Origin of the sequence: Streptomyces himastatinicus ATCC 53653 (assembly GCF_000158915.1) — a bacterium.
In the GTDB taxonomy this organism is placed as follows: Bacteria; Actinomycetota; Actinomycetes; order Streptomycetales; family Streptomycetaceae; genus Streptomyces; species Streptomyces himastatinicus.
In genome coordinates, this window is record NZ_GG657754.1 from 8,784,356 (window position 1) to 8,800,413 (window position 16,058).

Consider the following 16,058-nt stretch of genomic DNA (forward strand, 5'->3'; position numbering starts at 1 on the left):
CTCGGCGGAGGCGATCACCGAAGTCACCAGCCTGCTCTCGCCCGTTGACCAGCCGACGCTGACGGGAGGCAACGTCGCCTGAGCGCTGTTTTTCTGCTGGACCGGGCCTGTGCCGAGGACAACGCCGGCGGCGGAGCTCTGCTTCAGGTGCCGCCCCCTCTGCCGTGCTCGTGGGCGGGTCAACGGGCCGGGTGGACGGGGGCGACCGCCCCCGCCACCGCTTGGTGCTGGCCCCTTGGTTTCCGGTTCCGGGTGCTGGGTGTCACACTCTCATCGCGTAGACGTTGCGGTATCCCTCCCATTCGCCGAGACCCCACAACCATCTGTTGCGGCCGTCGTAGCTGAGGTCTTCCGGCCCGCGGGGGACCCGCCACTTCTCCCGAGCTGTGCCCTCCTGGTTCGCTCCGAGGGCCGCGGTGCTCAGGTAGCCGTGTTGCTGGCCGTTGCTGACGGAGAGGAACATGGTGTTCCGGACGGTGACTGCTCCCTGGACTCCGAGACCGGGGGGCACACCGGTTCCGCGGTGAATCTTGTAGACGTCGGCCGCGGTGGCGATTTTGCCGTCGGTGAGCAGTGATCCGCTGGAGCCGTAGTTGAAGCTCCACCGGCCGATGTTCTGCGACTCATCTGCCGTGACCCATCCGTTCACGATGAGGGTGGTGCGGCGGAACGGGGACGAGAGGGAGGTGCGGTCCACCGCGACCTGGGAGAACTCAAGGTCTGCGTCCTGGTTCCGTGATTTGTAGGTGCGGCTCAGGGGCAGTACCCAGGGGTCCCCGGGGTCACCGCTCGGGAAGTCGCCCTCTCTGGACGCGAAGATGTCGTCGGTGTTGAACACGAGCAGGGCGTTGTTCTTGCTGTCCGTGACGTACAGGCGGTTGCGGTACCAGGCCAGACCGCCCGCGTGCAGGCCCTCGATCATGACCGGGATGAAGCCGTCGCCTTTCGGCTCGGTCTTCACCAGCCTGATGTAGTGGTAGCGGGGGTTGCCGGACCGGCGGTCGATGAGGGCGATGCGCGCGCCCCGTTTTTTGTACTTGTCGTTGTACCAGGAGACCATCATGCGTGTGCCGTTGCGGCCGGTCGCGTCGTAGTAGGTCGTGATGCCCTGGGGAAACCACCCGAGGGCCTGCCTCTGGGCCTCCTGGTCGCGCGGGGACCAGCCGTAGGCCACGGCGGGCAGGGGTGTCTTTCTCGGGTTCGGCCAGTCGGGAACGTTGTTGACCGGCACCCGGGGGAACTCCCAGGCACCGCGGGCGGGCAGGGGGAGCGTCTGCGCGTTGAGCCTGCTGCGGCGATCGCGCTGGAGCCAGCGGATTCCCTCCATGTGGGCAGTGGATTCGGTCGGTTCGTAGGACATGGTCAGCGTGGGTTTCGCCGGAGCGGCCAGGGCGGTCTCCGGCACGAGTAATCCGCCTGTCGTCGCGACGATGGGGGCTGCTGCCATGCCCCGCAGGATGGTTCTGCGTGTCGTGTCCATGGCGCCGACTGTAAGCCGGAATTATCAGCTCCTCTGCGTTGAGTAGTGGATTTTCCGGGCTTCCTCAAGAAATATCTGCTATCTGCTCGGTGCTCGTCTTGTTTCAAATGCCGCAATTGATCTTAGTATTCCGATATCGCACGGGGCGGACTCGACGTATGAACCGACGGCGTCGCCCAGCTGCTCCTGGAGGTCATCGGCACCTGTGCGCGGGGATGCAGTCGACGGCGGTCGAGGCCGCGCCGCCCGCCATGGAAACGGTGCCGAGCGACGGGTAGCTGTCCTGCTGGAACGCCGCCCCACGGGAGCAGGATTGGGGGAGGTGGTGTGGTGATCCGACTCATCGAGGAGGCAGACGGTCCCCCGCGGCGGGGGCCGCCGACGGGTGCGCAAGACCTGGTCGGATCAGGGAGAGATCGAGGGGCCGATCACTTGAGCGCCGGGGCGGCTCGCGGTGGGGAAGTATGTGCGCCATGCCCAGCATCGTGTGGGCCACCTCTTGGTCGCCGCGCAACCGCTCAGCTCACGCGGAAATGATCCGGTCATGGCGAAGCCGGGACCGCCAGCGCGGCCCCGGCTTCGACTTTTGCTCTGACTAGTACTCCAGCCGTAGATCGTGATCTTCAGGTCTGATTCGCGGCTTGTCGGCGGTAATGGCTGGCCTGGGCTCGGGCCTGATGGCGGCGTCGCCAGTCGGACCAGCCGAGCCGGTGGGCTGCACCGTGCACGGGCCGAACGACGAGCGTGGTGAATAGTCGCTGGATCTCGTTGCAGGTGAGCGGGATCAGCCCGTCCGGGGCGGAATGGCGGGCGTGTTCGTCAGCGCGGACGACGGCGAGAAAGGCGTGGGCGAGCATGACCAGGGTGACCCAGCGAGACCACGAGGTGAAACGGCGGACCTGGTGCTCGTCCAGTCCGGCCAGGCCCTTTCCGGACTGGAAGGTCTCCTCCACTCGCCATCTCGACCCGGCGACCCGCACCAGCGTGGCCAAAGGCACCGCAGCCGGCGACCAGCAACGGTAGTAAGCCAGTTCACCGGTGGTGCGGTTGCGGCGGATCAGCAGTTGGTGGCTGCCGAGGCGGGGTTCGGCCAGGTCGATGACGGCCCAGTCGTAGAAGCGGTGCCCCTTGCCGCCGGCCCCTGCCGACAGCTTCAGCCCAGGCCCACTTCGGCACCTTCACGGCCAGGGCATCCGCGCGGAACTTCCCGGCGCCCGTGGTGACTTCGGCCGAGCAAGCAACGGCGAGCACGTAGCCGACCTGGCGCTCTTCCAGCGCGGCCCGCAGCTTGGGGTTGCCGCCGTAGACCTCATCGCCCACGACCCAGCCCACACGGTGCCCGGCGTCAAGGAACCGGCCGATCATGCGGGCGGCCAGCTCCGGCTTGGTCGCGAAGACGGTGTCCTCGCCCAGTCCTGCCGCCCGGCAGCGGTCCGGGTCGCACGTCCACGAGCGCGGGACGTACAGCTCGCGGTCGATCGCCGCGTGTCCGCGGCGGCCTGCATAGACGAGGTAGACAGCGACCTGAGCGTTTTCGATCCTCCCGGCCGTGCCGGTGTACTGGCGCTGGACACCCACGGTGTGCGTGCCCTTCTTCACGTCTCCGGTCTCATCGACGACCAGCACCGCATCGTCGTCGTGCAGATGTTCCAGCACGTACTCGCGCACGGTGTCGGCATCCCACTCAGCCCGGCCGAGCAGGTGCTGCATTCCATGCGGACTGGCCTGACCGGCCCACTCGGCGATGCTCCAGCAGTTCTTGCGCGGCAGGTCCGACAGCAGCCCCGGCACCAAGTCCCGCACCCGACGCCAGGGTTCAACCCGCGCGAACCGGCCCCCTATCCGGGACATCAGGACCTCGAACACCTCCTGCCAGCGGGCAGGGTCTACGCTGTGACTCGCGGCCACCGCATGATCTTCAGTCTTCACACACCGATGATCAACGGTGGCCGCGCCCGTCTTCACCGCCCCTCGGTCACGACGTGCGAAGACGGGGTCGCATCCCTTCCGTGTCCCGCACGGGGCACGCAGCGTTCGCCCGCCGTCTCGTGCCAGGAGGACACATGCAACGCGGTGAAGTCTGGTGGGTCGACTTCGATGAGCGACGCCCGGTCGTGCTGCTCTCGGACGAGGAGTCATCCGGGTTTCAGGCGATGCAGGTCGTTGCGCCAGCGGGCGTCGACATCAGCGGCCTGGGCGTTGAAGTGGCCGTAGGAGCCCCGGAAGGACTGCCCTTCGAAGGCGTGCTGCGGTTCGCGTTCCCGCGTCCAGGCTTTACTCCGTGCACATGGCTGACCACCGTGGCCCAGGACGACCTGATCGAGCGGGCGGGCGTGTTGTCCTCCGTGAAGCTCAGCGAGGTTGGAGAAGCCCTCCGTGCCGCTGGAGAGAGGAGGGAGTGGACCCCGATGACGGCTGCCAGGATCAGCGAGATCAAAGATGCCCGCCGTCTCGAAGGACTCGAGTAGCGGACGCCTGTGCTGCCCAGCTCGATCTCGTCGACGACTGACCGCTGCCCCCTCTCCACCGCACTCCAGCAACAAGATCACGATCTACGGCTGGAGTACTAGGCGGCTCCGCCTCCCGTCAGGGCGAGGTGCCGGCCCAGACGCAGGGACGACTCGATGTCCTTGCGGGCGAGGCGGTGCCGGATGCCAAGGGAAGCAAGCCATCGCCGAAAGTGCCGGTAGTCGTAGCCCTGGGAGTGGCTGCTGGCCGGCCAGGCGTGGCAGCAGACAAGGCCGACCGTGCTTGCCTCGCTGAACCTGCCCAGGGAGGCGGGCAGGCGTCCGGCCGCGCTGCTGGAGGGCATCTACCGGGAGGTCGCGCCCGGGCCCCGGACAACGCGCAGATCGCCTTCGACGACGACGGCCGCCTGCACTTCGCGGTCCCGGAGCCGGAACCCGAACCGGCCTCCCTACCGGAGCTGCGGGCCGCAGTGAACACGATGCTGCCGAGGGTGAACCTGCCCGAGGAGCTGCTGGAGGTGTTCTCCTGGACCGGCGCCGATCCGGGACAAGCGCGCGGCCGACGACCAGTGAGGCTCTTGGCTCAGAGGGCGGTATGCGGGGCGAGGAGGCTGGTGCCGCACCAGTTCTGCTGACGGAGGTGGTCGAGCACGGCTGCCTCCGCCGAACCTGGGTGGCGGCGTGTACCGACGATGACGGGTTCGGCCAGGGAAGGCAGGAACGGGCGGGCTAGCTGTTCGAAGCTTTCGGGCACGGCCGATGCCGGAACCACGGTGACGCCCAAGCCCTGGGCTGCCAGTCGCACGGCGGTGGAGATCTGTGACGCTCGGGCCACCGTGGGCGGGCTGATGCCCGCGTCGGCGAGCAGGCGGGCGAGGTATTCGTCGAGCAGGCTGGCGCGGCGGAAGCGCACCCATCCCTGTGTCGCAAGGTCTGCCATGCGCAGGGCCCTGTCGCTGGCGAGGAGCGGGTGTCCCTCGGGCAGGACGGCGACGTAGGTCTCCTCGCCCAGGGGGTGGATGTCGAATGTGCAGCCGGTGGGGATGCGGTGGACGAGGACCATGTCGAGCGTTCCCTGGCGGGCCAGCCGTTCCATATCCGCTGGATCGGGCTCCTCGTGGAGAATGACCTGGAGTTTCGGGTGGCGGTGGCGGAGCCGGCCCAGTGCCAGAGGGAGCTGTCGTGCTCCCAGGCCCATGTGGACGGCGATGGTGAGTTCACCGGCCAGTTCCCCGGAGGCAGCACGGGCAGCCAGGACGGCTCTGCGGGACGCGGTGGTCGCGATCTCTGCCTCGGCGAGGAAGGCGCGTCCGGCCATGGTCACTGTGACCCCGCTCGATGTCCGAGCGAACAGCTGCACACCGAGGTGCTTTTCCAGAGCGCCGATCTGCTGCGACAAGGACGGCTGCGTGACGCGCAGACGCTCAGCAGCCGCTGTCATGGAGCCTTCTTCGGCCACAGCCAGAGCGTATTCGTATTGCCGCAGGTTCATCCGTTTCCACTTTCCAGTGGCATAGGCAATGCCAATCTCAACTATGCGATGACACTATTTGTCTCTATGTCTCGCGGATCCTACCGTGGTGCATGTCCGGTGGATCGCCGCCGCCGAAAGCGGTGACCATCAGGGCGGGAGGCGGTACGGGCGTGCCTGTGAGGGGCCCGTGGCGGCGAGGCCGCCCGGCGGGTTCTGCTCGACAACGCATCGTCCCGATCCCGGGCAGTTGCCCCGGAGGCCCGCGTCACCCGGACGCTCACCAACATGGACGGGAGTGGCAATCATGGCAAATCAGACAGGTGTTGGCCGCGGCGACGGGGTATCGCCGAAGAACGCCGATTCGAGACTGGCGGGAAAGGTCGCGCTCGTGACGGGTGCTTCCAAGGGTATCGGGGCGGGCATCGCGCGGGAATTCGCTGCGGCCGGAGCGTCGGTCGTGGTCAACTACGCCTCCAGTGCCGCCGGCGCCGAGCGGGTGGTGCAGGACATCCAGGCGCGAGGGGGGACCGCGATCGCCGTGCAGGGCGACGTGTCGGTGCCTGCGGATGTTGAGCGCCTCTTCGCCAGGACCGTAGACGCGTACGGCCGGTTCGACATCCTCGTCAACAATGCCGGTGTCTATCACGCACAGCCGCTGGAGACCGTCACGCAGCGGGAGATCGACCGTCAGCTTTCCGTCAACGTGACCGGACCGATCCGTACGATCCAGGAAGCCCTTAAGTACTTCGGGTCCGACGGCGGGTCGGTCATCAACATCGGATCGCTGGACAGCGCCCGCGCGGTGCCGGGGATGTCGGTGTACGCCGCGACGAAGGGCGCCGTCGATGCCTTGACGCGAGTCCTGGCCGCCGAGCTCGGCCCTCGCGGGATCCGAGTGAACACCCTGGCCCCTGGCGGTGTGGAGACGGAAGGCATCCACGCTGCCGGCTTCATCGGCAGTGACGCCGAGACGGACATGATCGGGCGCACCCCCCTGGGCCGTATCGGTCAGCCCAAGGATCTGGCGCGGGCGGCGGTCTTCTTCGCCTCCGACGATGCCGCATGGGTCACCGGAGAGCGCCTCACCGCCTCTGGCGGCCTGCGAACCTGACACACCCTGACAACGCCGGAGCCCGCAGACCCGCTCCGCAGGATCCCCATGGGGACGCTGCTTTCGATCATCAACCGCTACATCGACCGCACAGGACCTGTGACCGCGCTAGAGGTGCTGAGAGGTCATGTCACTTGGCCAGTCTGCGGTGACATATGAGGGTCGCGGCGATGGCGGTGAAGGCGAGGAAGTGTTCCGGCTTGCGTTCGTAGCGGTGGTGCAGGCGTCGGCAGCCGGACAGCCATGACACGGTCCGTTCCACGACCCAGAGGTGCCGGCCCAGGTGTCGGGATGACTCGATGCCTTTGCTGGCGAGGCGGTGCCGGATGCCGCGGGAAGCGAGCCATCGCCGCAGGTGCCGGTAGTCGTATCCCTTGTCCCCGTGCAGCTTGCCGGGCCGTCGGCGCCGCGGACCGCGGCGTGAGCGGATGGGCGGGATGCCGCGGACCAGTGAAATGAGGGCCTGGCTGTCGTGGAGGCTGACGGCGCAGATGCCGATCGACAGAGGCAGGCCCTGGCGGTCGACGATGAGGTGGATTTTCGATCCCTCTTTCCGCGGTCGGTCGGATTCGGTCCCGTCAGCCGCCCCCTTTGAGCGCCCGGACACTGACGGAGTCGATCGCGCACCGCGACCAGTCCAGCTCGCCCCGGGCGCCGAGTTCGTCCAGGACCAGGCGGTGGAGCTTGGCCCACACCCGGGCCTCGGTCCACTCGGTGAACCGACGAAAGGCCGTCACGCCCGACAGGCCGAAGCCTGGTGGCAGTTGGTTCCAGGTGCAGCCCGAGGTGGCCAGGAAGATGATCGCGGCCAGCACCTCGCGGTCCCATCCGCCCGACAAGCGCAGCACTCATCACTCCAGACTGACGCAAGATCACGCCAACTGAAATGGCGTCTTAGCGCGCCCCGAACGCAAAGACATCACCGAGGAGATCACGACGCTGTGGCAACGAGGTGTCCAGCAGGCGGGCGGAGCGTTATGGGAACTCGGCTCGGTCAGCGTAGGGCAGCACGCCCAGCAGCTCGCAGACCACCAGTGATGGCACAGGCAGGGCGAAGTGCGACACTGGGCCCGCCGGCTTGCCGGCCTGCTCCAGATCGTTCAGAGCCGCATGGACCTGGCCCGTTGGAGATAGCCGGGTCGGCGTGAGATCGCTGCACTTGCGGAGTCGGGACCGCCCTTGGCATTGGGTGGGAGGCTGGGCCCCGCGAACGACATGAGAGGTACGGCACCATGGTGGACCGCGACGTCCTGGCACTCGACGACCCGGTGGGTCAATCGCTCGGCGGTCACCACGCGCATCTCGCCCGCCGGTTCGGCCGGGCGGCCACCTACCTGCCGGACGTCGCGACCTTCTCCGCGGTGTCCGCCGACCCCGACGCGGCGGAATGGGCCGACCTGGCCGGGTTGCTCGGTCCGGGCGAACTCGCCGACATGTTCAGTTGTCCGGCCACTCCGCCGCCGGGCTGGGAGCCGGTCTTCTGTCTCGAGGGCCGTCAGATGATCTGGCCCGGCATCGTTCGGCCCGATCACTCCCTTGCGGAGGCCGGGACCGGTAACGGGGTGGTCGAACTGGCCGGGGACAGCGTGGCCGAGATGGTCGATCTCGTCGCGCGGACCGAGCCGGGGCCGTTCTGGCCGCGCACTCACGAACTGGGCGCCTACCTCGGCATCCGTGAGAACGGCAGGTTGGTGGCGATGGCGGGGGAGCGGTTGCGGCCTCCGGGCTGGACCGAGATCAGCGCCGTCTGCACCGCTCCCGAGGCGCGCGGGCGAGGCCACGCCGCACGTCTGGTCAGTGGGCTCGTCGCGCGGATCGTGGCCCGCGGTGAACGTCCCTTCCTGCATGTGGCCGAGGCGAATACCGGCGCGATCGCACTGTATGAGCGGCTCGGCTTCACCACCCGCAAGCAGGTGACCTTTCGAGGGTTCCGCACACCGTGACGGCTCCCGGCCTCCGCGGCGAGGGTGGCAGAGAACCTCTCACCGGACCTCCGGCTGCACAGAGGCCGACGACTGGGGGCGTCCGAGGAAGTCGTCGTCCTCGCTCACGCCGGCGGCGTGAGCGGTCGGCACACTACGCCATGGCCCTGGCGCGCAAAGGGTACAAAAAAGTGTGCCAAGCATTGTGCCGGGGACTTGGGGTGTCCTCACGGCCCGCTGTTTCAGACCGTGTCATTGCCCCGACCCGGTCGGTGGGCCCCACGCGCCCGCGCCCCGGGACACATACGGTTGAGTGCCCCCGTACCGTTCCAGCCCCGCGACCGTCGGGTTGGCCAGCTCGGCTATGTAGTTCATGGGCCACAGTTGACCGCCGTGGGTGTCTGCGGCCGGGCACCTGGTTCTGGGCGGAAGGTCCGTATGGGGCGCTGACCGCAGGCCGCCAGAGCATCGGCCGGACGCCGCTGTGTCGGGCGCACTCGGCGGAGGAGCTGGTGCTCGGCGGTGAGCTGGAGTCCATAACCCGGTGGCGCGGCGCCAAGGTGCTCTACGCCCTCAATGCCGCGGACGGCTCACGGCCCCGTCTCAGCCCCGGCGTGCCGCAGGACATGGTGCCCGACTCTTTCGACACGGGCGCGGGCAGTCCACTGAGAAGCTCTTGACGCCGGCCTTCAGGGCCCGGGAGGGGTGGTCCACGCGACGCGGAATCCGGTGTTCCCACTGGAGCTGTCGGGGCTGTTGCTGGTGCGGGCGGCTACGCGGTAGCGGTTGCAGTAGGAGTCGTGGCACAGGTACGAGCCGCCGCGCAGGACGCGTTCGGCGCCTTGGCGGGGGTCGGCGGGGGTGGTGCAGGAGCCCTCTGCCCGGGAGGGAGTGGTGGCCCACCGGTCGGCGCACCATTCCCATACGTTGCCGGCGACGTTGTACAGGCCGTAGCCGTTGGGCTGGTACGCGGTGGCGGGCGCGGTGCCGAGGTAGCCGTCCTCGGCGGTGTTGTGGGAGGGGAAGCGGCCCTGCCAGATGTTGCAGCGGTGTTCGCCGCCGGGGGTGAGTTCGTCGCCCCAGGGGAACCGTTTGCCCTCCAGGCCACCGCGGGCGGCGTACTCCCACTCCGGCTCGGTCGGCAGCCGTGATCCCTCCCATTGGCAGAACGCGCTCGCGTCGGTCCACGAGACGTGCACGACAGGATGGTCCGAGCGGCCGGACAGGTCGCTGCCGGGCCCTTCCGGCGCTGCCCAGTACGCCCCCTGGACTCCGCACCACCACGGGGTGCTCTTCGGACGTGCGGAGATGCGGCGCAGTTCGCCGGATGCAAAGGTGGCGAAGACGTACGACCAGCCGAACCGTTCGGCCTCGGTGCGGTACCCGGTCGCTTCGACGAAGGCGGCGAAGCGCTCGTTGGTCACACAGTGGGCGTCGATGGCGAAGGGGGCCACGGTGACCGCGCGTACCGGCCCTTCGCCGTCGTCGGGGTTGGCGTCGGGGTCATCGCTGCCCATGAGGAAGGTTCCGCCGGGGATCCGTATGGCGGAGGCGCGGTCGCCATGACCGTTCCCTTCGAAGGCTGTCACGGGGACGGGGGCGGAGAAGGAGACGGCGGGATGGTCGCCGGGCCGACCGGGCGGGCAGCAGTGCGGGGACATGTGCGGCGACAACTCCGTTCGGGTGGAGGTGAGGTCATGCCGAGTGAATGGGTGGCGGATGTCAGTGAGCGAGCAGTGCCGCCTGCGCGGTGACCACGAGGCCGGCGACCGTGGCGCAGGATGCCACGGCCCGCAGCCGGTGCCGACCGATGCCGGATGACCTGAGGGTCAGGGCCGCCGTCGCCATGAGACAGGCGCCCGCCGTGGTGACCAGCGGGGCATCGTGGGTCAGGCCGAAGCGCAGCGTCAGTGTCGCGGCCACCAGCGCTGAGAGCGCCGTGCGACGGCGGGCGAGTGCGGTCCGCTCCGCTTGCAGGCCGGGGTCGCGCGGGCCTGCCGGGTGCGGGGTCGTTCCTGAGGGGCGCCAAGTGGTCACCGTACTCTCCAGACCAGCAGCAGCACGGCGATGCCCGCCAGGGACGCGCCCCAGGCCAGCGCGGTCAGTAGGCCCGCTTCGCTGTGCGCCAGTGGCTGGACGAACTGGGCGACGGCGACGGCGCCGGCCAGCAGGACCAGCCCGGTTCTGATCCACGCGAGGAACGTGCGCTCGTTGGCCAGGGAGAAACGGTAATCCGGCTCCTCGCCCTCCTCGTGCCAGGGTATGGCGGCGCCGGAGCGCGGCTCGCGCGGTCGGAGGCGTCTCATGCTCGCTTCCTGAAATCGGGCCTCGGACCGGGGCGCCGCGGAGGCTGCTGCTTCCGGTCTGTCCAAACTCTTGCGGAGGCATTCAACATGTGTCATGGTCTCCCCACCTTAGCCATTCCACTTGTGGCATGCACTACCTGCCGGGCGGGGACGGCCCGGCGGAGCCGCCGATAAGGAGCGAGCGATGAAGCTCGAAAGCATTCTGCTGGGTGTGCTCGCCCGGCATCCCAGTACCGGATACGACCTGAAGAAGTATCTGGACAACCATGGGCGCTTTCTGCGTTCCAACACCCAGATGAGCCAGGTCTACCGGTCGCTGGGGAAAATGGAATCCAGCGGTTGGGTCACCCACACCGTTCAGCAACGGCCCGGTGCCACCGACGCCAAGACGTACCGGATCACCGACGAGGGAATGACCGTCTTCCTCGACTGGCTCACCGGGCCCTACAGTCCCCCGACGCGTTTCCAGGACCCGGATTTCAGTGCGCGGATCACCTTTGCCGGATTCATGACGCGGGAGCAGCTCCTGCGTCTCATCGACATCGAACTCACGACGCGCCGTGAGGAGGTGGCCCGCCACCGCTTCCGTGACCGCCGGCAAGCCGTTGATACGAGCGCGCCGTTCGACGAAGACCTGGCGACACTCGTGGGCGAGTGGGCCCACGAGGGCGGGGCGCGGGCGATAGACGCATACCTGGAACGCCTGGAGATGCTGAGGCGGGTGCTGCTCGACGCTCCGGAGGGTGCCGGGGCCCGGGAACTCCTCTCCCTTCTCGACGCCCATTGAGCGCCCGCGACGCCCGCTGAACGAAGGAAACACTTTCCCGTGCGTGCCATCATCCTCATGTTCGACAGCCTGAACCGCCACATGCTCGCTCCCTACGCGGATACGATCGTGGACGCGCCGAATTTCGCGCGGCTGGCTTCCCGGGCGGTGACGTTCGACAATTTCTACGCCGGATCGATGCCCTGTATGCCGGCCCGCCGGGAACTCCACACCGGGCGTTACAACTTCCTGCATCGCTCGTGGGGCCCTCTGGAGCCTTTCGACGATTCGATGCCGCAAATGCTGCGGGACGCGGGAATCCACACCCACCTGGTCTCGGACCATCCGCATTACTGGGAGGACGGCGGGGCGACGTACCACACCCGCTACACCACGTGGGAATTCTTCCGCGGCCAGGAAGGCGATCCGTGGAAGGGCGTCGTCGACGGGTACCGCGAGGGCGAAGGCCTGCCCCTCCGGCGGCAGGACGCGATCAACCGCACCTATATGCCCACCGAGGCCGAACACTCCCAGACCCGTACCGTCGACGCCGGTGTGCACTTCCTGCACACCAACGCGGACGCGGACCGCTGGCTGCTGCAACTGGAGCTGTTCGACCCGCACGAGCCCTTCTTCGTGCACGAGCCGTACACCTCCCGCTATCCGGACGACCACACCGGCCCCGAGTTCGACTGGCCCGGCTACCAGAAGGTCACGGAGTCCACGGACCAGGTCGAGCACGCACGACGCCGGTACGCCGCTCTGGTGTCGATGTGCGACCACTCCCTCGGCCGGGTGCTCGACGTCATGGACGAGCACGACATGTGGGACGACACCCTGCTGATCGTCAACACCGACCACGGCTTCCTGCTCGGCGAGCACGGCTGGTGGGCGAAATCGGTGATGCCGTGGTTCAACGAACTCGTCCATCTGCCGATGTTCCTGTGGGACCCGCGCACCCGGGGCGCGGACACCCGCCGAGGCGCGCTCGCGCAGACGATCGACATCGCCCCCAGCCTGCTGCGCCACTTCGGGCTCACGCCTCCGCCCGACATGCAGGGGCGTGACCTCGCGGCCGCCCTCGACGGCGACCGGCAGCTGCGCGAGGGCGCACTGTTCGGTATCCACGGCGGCCATGTGAACGTGACGGACGGCCGCTACGTGTACATGCGCGCCACGGCGAGCCCGGAGAACGGCCCGCTGGAGGAGTACACGCTCATGCCGACGCACATGCGTGCGCGTTTCGGTGTGGAGGAACTCGCCGACTGGGAGCCGGCCGACCCGCTCCGGTTCACCAAGGGGCTGCGCACCCTGCGGATCCCCGTCACCGGCGGGTGGATGAATCCGTGGCGGCACGGAACCCTGCTCTTCGACCTCGAGAACGACCCCGGGCAGCAGCACCCCCTCGACGACCCGGAGGCCGAGCTGCGGATGCTGCGCCTGCTGGCCGACCTCCTCCATGCCTGCGACGCCCCTCGCAGTCAGTTCGACCGGCTCGCCATCCCGTACGACGGCGAGATCACCGAGCGGCACCTGCTTGTCCGGGAGCAGGCGGACCGGGCGGCAGCGCTCGCGGAGCCGATGCCGACGCCCGAGGAGCTGCCGGACGGCGGTCTCCTTCAGCGGCCGGTCCTCGAACTGCTGAGGGACCCCGCCCTCAGGACGGTGGTCGAAGACCACCTCCCCGACCTCACGCACACCGAACTCATCGCCTTCCCCGCGCAGTCGAGCCTGCTCGACCTGGCGCGGCTCGCGGTCATACCCACCAGCACGCTGCGGTCCCTCGCGGACTGTCTTCAGGCCCTGTAGCCACCTCCCCATGGCTGCCTGAGCACACCGAACAGGAACACCCCATGGCAACGGAACAGTCCACGGCACCGACCGCCGCACCCACCCCCGCTACCGCCTCCCGCGTCCCCCACCGCTGGCGCAATCTGCTGACGCTCACGGGCGTCACCGCCGTGGACAACACGGAGACCAACGCGACCTCCACCCTCTTCCCCTCCATATCCACCGCCCTCGGCCTGACCAGCGGCAATCTGGGCACCCTCGCGGCGCTCGGCAAGATCGCATCCGTGCCGACCGGCCCGTTCTGGGTGTGGCTGGCAGGGCGGATGGGCCGCCGCGCCACCCTCGTGCTCACCACCGTCCTCGGCGGCCTCTTCGGCATCCTCGCGGGATTCGCGCAGAACTTCGGCTTCCTGCTGCTGTGCAACACGCTCATGGCCGCTTGTCTGATCGGCGCCTCCCCGATCAGCAACGCCGTCATCGCCGACTCCTTCACGGACCGCGAACGGGGCAAGGCGGCCGGGGTCCTCTACGGCGTCACCGCCACGTTCGGACAGGCCATCGGCCCGGTCATCGCTCTCTTCACGGGCTTCAGCGACGGCTGGCGCTACGGAATGTGGGCGATCGGCGGGGTCTGCGTCGTCGCCGGGCTCATCGTCGCCGTCGGCTTCAAAGACCCCGGCGTCGGCGCGGCCGAGGAGCAGCTCGCGGACCTGAGCGAGACGGCGCGGGTGAAGAAGACCGTCACGGTGAAGTCCGTTCTCTCGCTGTTCCGCATCCCGACCTACTCGGTGATGATGATCTCGCGGCTCCTCTCCGGACACCTTCTCCTCGTCATCTTCGGGATCCAGTTCCTGGTCTCCGAACGCGGATTCAGCAACGCCACGGCGGCCGTGGTGGGGATTCCGATGGGCGTCGGCTACCTTGCCGGGACCGTAGGCGGCGGCTACCTCCTGGCGTTCGTCGACCGGCGGTGGCCCACGCGGGGGCGCGTGTCCTACCTTCAGCTCGCACAGGTCCTCTTCGCCGTCGCGGCGTTCTTCGGCACCCAGTTCCACTACTCCGCCGGGATCGGGATCTACTGCGTCTTCTGGGCCCTCATGGGCTTCGGCCAGGGGATGAACCCCCCGGCGAACCGGCCGCTCGTGTCCGCGGTCGTGCTCCCCGAACTCCGCGGCCAGGCATTCGCCATCTGGCTGTCCATCTTCGAGACCATCGCCTGGGCCCTCTTCGCCCTCGCCGCCGGTCAGCTCGCCGAGAGCCTTGGCCTCCAGCAAGTCTTCCTCTGGGTCATGGTCGTCCTCATGCTCCTCAACGCCGCGGTGCTCGGTGTGCTCCACAGCACTTACCCACGGGACGCGCGGCGCGTGACGCACGCCCTCGAAGAGCGCCGCAGGCTCGCCCACGGTGGCGCCTGACCCGCAGACGCCCGGTCTCAGGACGTACCCCCCACCCGCTCCCGGCGGAGAACCCCAGTTCCGCTCACCCCACCGAGAAAGGCAACACCGTGCCCGCCAACCCCGCGGCCCCCGATGCGCGTGAACTCCTGGGTCGCCTGACCCTCGCCGAGAAGGTCAAGCTGCTCACCGGGCGCGACTTCTGGTCGACATGGCCCCTGGAGAAGATCGGGCTGCGGAGCATCCTCATGTCCGACGGCCCCTCCGGGGTCCGCGGACCGGTCTGGGACGAACGCGAGCCCTCCCTGAACCTGCCCAGCGCGACCGCCCTGTCGGCCTCCTGGGACGACGCACTCGCCTACCGCTACGGCGCGGTCATCGCCCAGGAGGCCCGTGGCAAGGGCGTCGACGTGGCGCTCGGCCCTACCATCAACCTCCACCGATCCCCGCTGGGCGGGCGGCACTTCGAGGCGTTCAGCGAGGACCCGCTGCTGACCGGCCACCTCGCCGCCGCCTACGTGCGAGGCATCCAGGACAACGGCGTGGCCGCGACACCGAAGCACTACATCGCCAACGACTACGAGACCGACCGCTTCACGGCCTCGACGGAGGTGTCCGAGCGCACGCTGCGTGAGGTGTACCTGCTGCCGTTCGAGAAGGCCGTCACCGAGGCCCGGGCCTGGGCCGTGATGAGCGCCTACAACGCCGTCAACGGAGTCACCGCGACCGAGAACGACCTCCTTGAAACGCCGCTGAACTCGGAGTGGGGCTTCGATGGCGTGGTGATCAGCGACTGGACGGCCGTTCGCTCGACCCATGCCGCCAGGGCCGCCCAGGACCTGGAGATGCCCGGGCCCCGCGGAGCCTGGGGCGACGCCCTGCTCGCCGCCGTCGAGTCCGGCGCCGTCGACGAGGCGGACATCGACCGCAAGGTCCTGCGCATCCTCATCCTCGCCGCGCGCGTCGGCGCTCTCGAGGGCACCAAGGCGGTAGAGCCGACGACGGCGGACTCCGGCGCCGGGTTCGCCCGCGAGGCGGCGGCGGAGGGCATGGTGCTGGTGCGCAACACCGGTGGTGTGCTGCCGCTCGACCCCGGTGCGGTGACCCGGATCGCCGTCATCGGGCACAACGCGGACCGCGCCCGCACCCAGGGCGGTGGCAGTGCCACCGTCGTACCGGAGGAGGTCGTCAGCCCGCTCGACGGCATCCGCGCGGCCTTCCCGGACGCCGAGGTCGAGTACGCGCTCGGCGCCGTCGTCCAGGAGGGCATCGCCGAACTGCCGCTGGACGCCCTCACCAACCCCGCCACCGGCGAGCCGGGGCTACGCGTGCGCTTCCTGAGCGAC

General features: G+C 68.7%; 14 protein-coding genes and 4 pseudogenes. 8 read left to right on the forward strand and 10 right to left on the reverse strand.

Annotated elements, in window-relative coordinates; translation table 11 throughout:
* Positions 1–262: 262 nt before the first annotated feature.
* Positions 263–1,447 carry a hypothetical protein gene (locus tag SSOG_RS37525; protein WP_154686023.1) on the reverse strand — a complete coding sequence of 395 codons (1,185 nt, stop codon included), beginning with the start codon at positions 1,445–1,447 and terminating at the stop codon, positions 263–265.
* A gap of 656 nt (positions 1,448–2,103) precedes the next feature.
* A pseudogene (locus SSOG_RS49590) lies at positions 2,104–3,331 on the reverse strand (IS701 family transposase).
* Between the two features lie 212 nt (positions 3,332–3,543).
* Here SSOG_RS49590 and SSOG_RS37535 point away from each other — a divergent pair.
* On the forward strand, positions 3,544–3,948 hold the full coding sequence (locus SSOG_RS37535) for a type II toxin-antitoxin system PemK/MazF family toxin (RefSeq protein WP_009719519.1): 405 nt from the start codon (positions 3,544–3,546) through the stop codon (positions 3,946–3,948).
* A gap of 128 nt (positions 3,949–4,076) precedes the next feature.
* On the opposite strand, the pseudogene SSOG_RS51605 reads toward SSOG_RS37535, so the two are convergent.
* Positions 4,077–4,184: pseudogene (locus SSOG_RS51605) on the reverse strand (IS5/IS1182 family transposase); the annotation flags it as partial.
* 4 nt (positions 4,185–4,188) lie between these two features.
* On the opposite strand from SSOG_RS51605, the pseudogene SSOG_RS58665 reads away from it, so the two are divergent.
* Positions 4,189–4,490: pseudogene (locus SSOG_RS58665) on the forward strand (Tn3 family transposase); the annotation flags it as partial.
* A 41-nt stretch (positions 4,491–4,531) separates the two neighbouring features.
* Here SSOG_RS58665 and SSOG_RS37545 read toward each other — a convergent pair.
* Complete coding sequence (locus SSOG_RS37545) at positions 4,532–5,440, reverse strand: LysR family transcriptional regulator (protein WP_009719522.1); 909 nt, start codon at positions 5,438–5,440, stop codon at positions 4,532–4,534.
* A gap of 286 nt (positions 5,441–5,726) precedes the next feature.
* On the opposite strand from SSOG_RS37545, the gene SSOG_RS37550 reads away from it, so the two are divergent.
* The gene (locus tag SSOG_RS37550) at positions 5,727–6,533 is read left to right on the forward strand and encodes an SDR family NAD(P)-dependent oxidoreductase (RefSeq protein ID WP_009719523.1); all 807 of its coding nucleotides are present in this window, start codon (positions 5,727–5,729) and stop codon (positions 6,531–6,533) included.
* Between the two features lie 130 nt (positions 6,534–6,663).
* Here the strand turns inward: SSOG_RS37550 and SSOG_RS37555 are convergent, their stop codons facing one another.
* Positions 6,664–7,140: an IS5 family transposase gene (locus SSOG_RS37555; RefSeq protein ID WP_078510500.1), complete on the reverse strand. Its 477-nt coding sequence runs from the start codon at positions 7,138–7,140 to the stop codon at positions 6,664–6,666.
* The gene (locus SSOG_RS56745) at positions 7,112–7,381 is read right to left on the reverse strand and encodes an IS5/IS1182 family transposase (protein ID WP_009719525.1); all 270 of its coding nucleotides are present in this window, start codon (positions 7,379–7,381) and stop codon (positions 7,112–7,114) included. The genes SSOG_RS37555 and SSOG_RS56745 overlap by 29 nt, the downstream gene beginning before the upstream one ends.
* Positions 7,382–7,765: 384 nt before the next feature.
* Here SSOG_RS56745 and SSOG_RS37565 point away from each other — a divergent pair, with 384 nt between their 5' ends.
* Complete coding sequence (locus tag SSOG_RS37565) at positions 7,766–8,476, forward strand: GNAT family N-acetyltransferase (protein ID WP_009719526.1); 711 nt, start codon at positions 7,766–7,768, stop codon at positions 8,474–8,476.
* Positions 8,477–8,707: 231 nt separating this feature from the next.
* Here the strand turns inward: SSOG_RS37565 and SSOG_RS56755 are convergent.
* The 4 genes and pseudogenes from SSOG_RS56755 to SSOG_RS47145 form a co-directional block, all read right to left on the reverse strand.
* A pseudogene (locus SSOG_RS56755) lies at positions 8,708–8,854 on the reverse strand (metallophosphoesterase); the annotation flags it as partial.
* A gap of 290 nt (positions 8,855–9,144) precedes the next feature.
* Positions 9,145–10,116 (reverse strand): formylglycine-generating enzyme family protein, encoded by a 972-nt coding sequence (locus tag SSOG_RS37570; protein WP_039939627.1) that lies wholly within the window; start codon positions 10,114–10,116, stop codon positions 9,145–9,147.
* A gap of 61 nt (positions 10,117–10,177) precedes the next feature.
* A complete protein-coding gene (locus SSOG_RS49605; RefSeq protein WP_009719529.1) occupies positions 10,178–10,492 on the reverse strand; it encodes a DUF202 domain-containing protein in 315 nt (104 codons plus the stop codon).
* Positions 10,489–10,761: a YidH family protein gene (locus SSOG_RS47145; protein WP_009719530.1), complete on the reverse strand. Its 273-nt coding sequence runs from the start codon at positions 10,759–10,761 to the stop codon at positions 10,489–10,491. The genes SSOG_RS49605 and SSOG_RS47145 overlap by 4 nt, the downstream gene beginning before the upstream one ends.
* A 184-nt stretch (positions 10,762–10,945) precedes the next feature.
* On the opposite strand from SSOG_RS47145, the gene SSOG_RS37585 reads away from it, so the two are divergent.
* The 4 genes from SSOG_RS37585 to SSOG_RS37600 form a co-directional block, all read left to right on the forward strand.
* Positions 10,946–11,548 (forward strand): PadR family transcriptional regulator, encoded by a 603-nt coding sequence (locus SSOG_RS37585; protein WP_009719531.1) that lies wholly within the window; start codon positions 10,946–10,948, stop codon positions 11,546–11,548.
* A gap of 39 nt (positions 11,549–11,587) precedes the next feature.
* The gene (locus tag SSOG_RS37590; RefSeq protein ID WP_039939633.1) at positions 11,588–13,336 is read left to right on the forward strand and encodes a sulfatase; all 1,749 of its coding nucleotides are present in this window, start codon (positions 11,588–11,590) and stop codon (positions 13,334–13,336) included.
* Positions 13,337–13,380: 44 nt separating this feature from the next.
* Entirely contained in the window at positions 13,381–14,733 is a 1,353-nt protein-coding gene (locus SSOG_RS37595) for an MFS transporter (RefSeq protein ID WP_009719533.1), read from the forward strand.
* A gap of 89 nt (positions 14,734–14,822) precedes the next feature.
* Positions 14,823–16,058, forward strand: a 1,236-nt coding sequence (locus SSOG_RS37600; RefSeq protein ID WP_167542531.1) for a glycoside hydrolase family 3 protein, incomplete at its 3' end; no start/stop codon positions are given.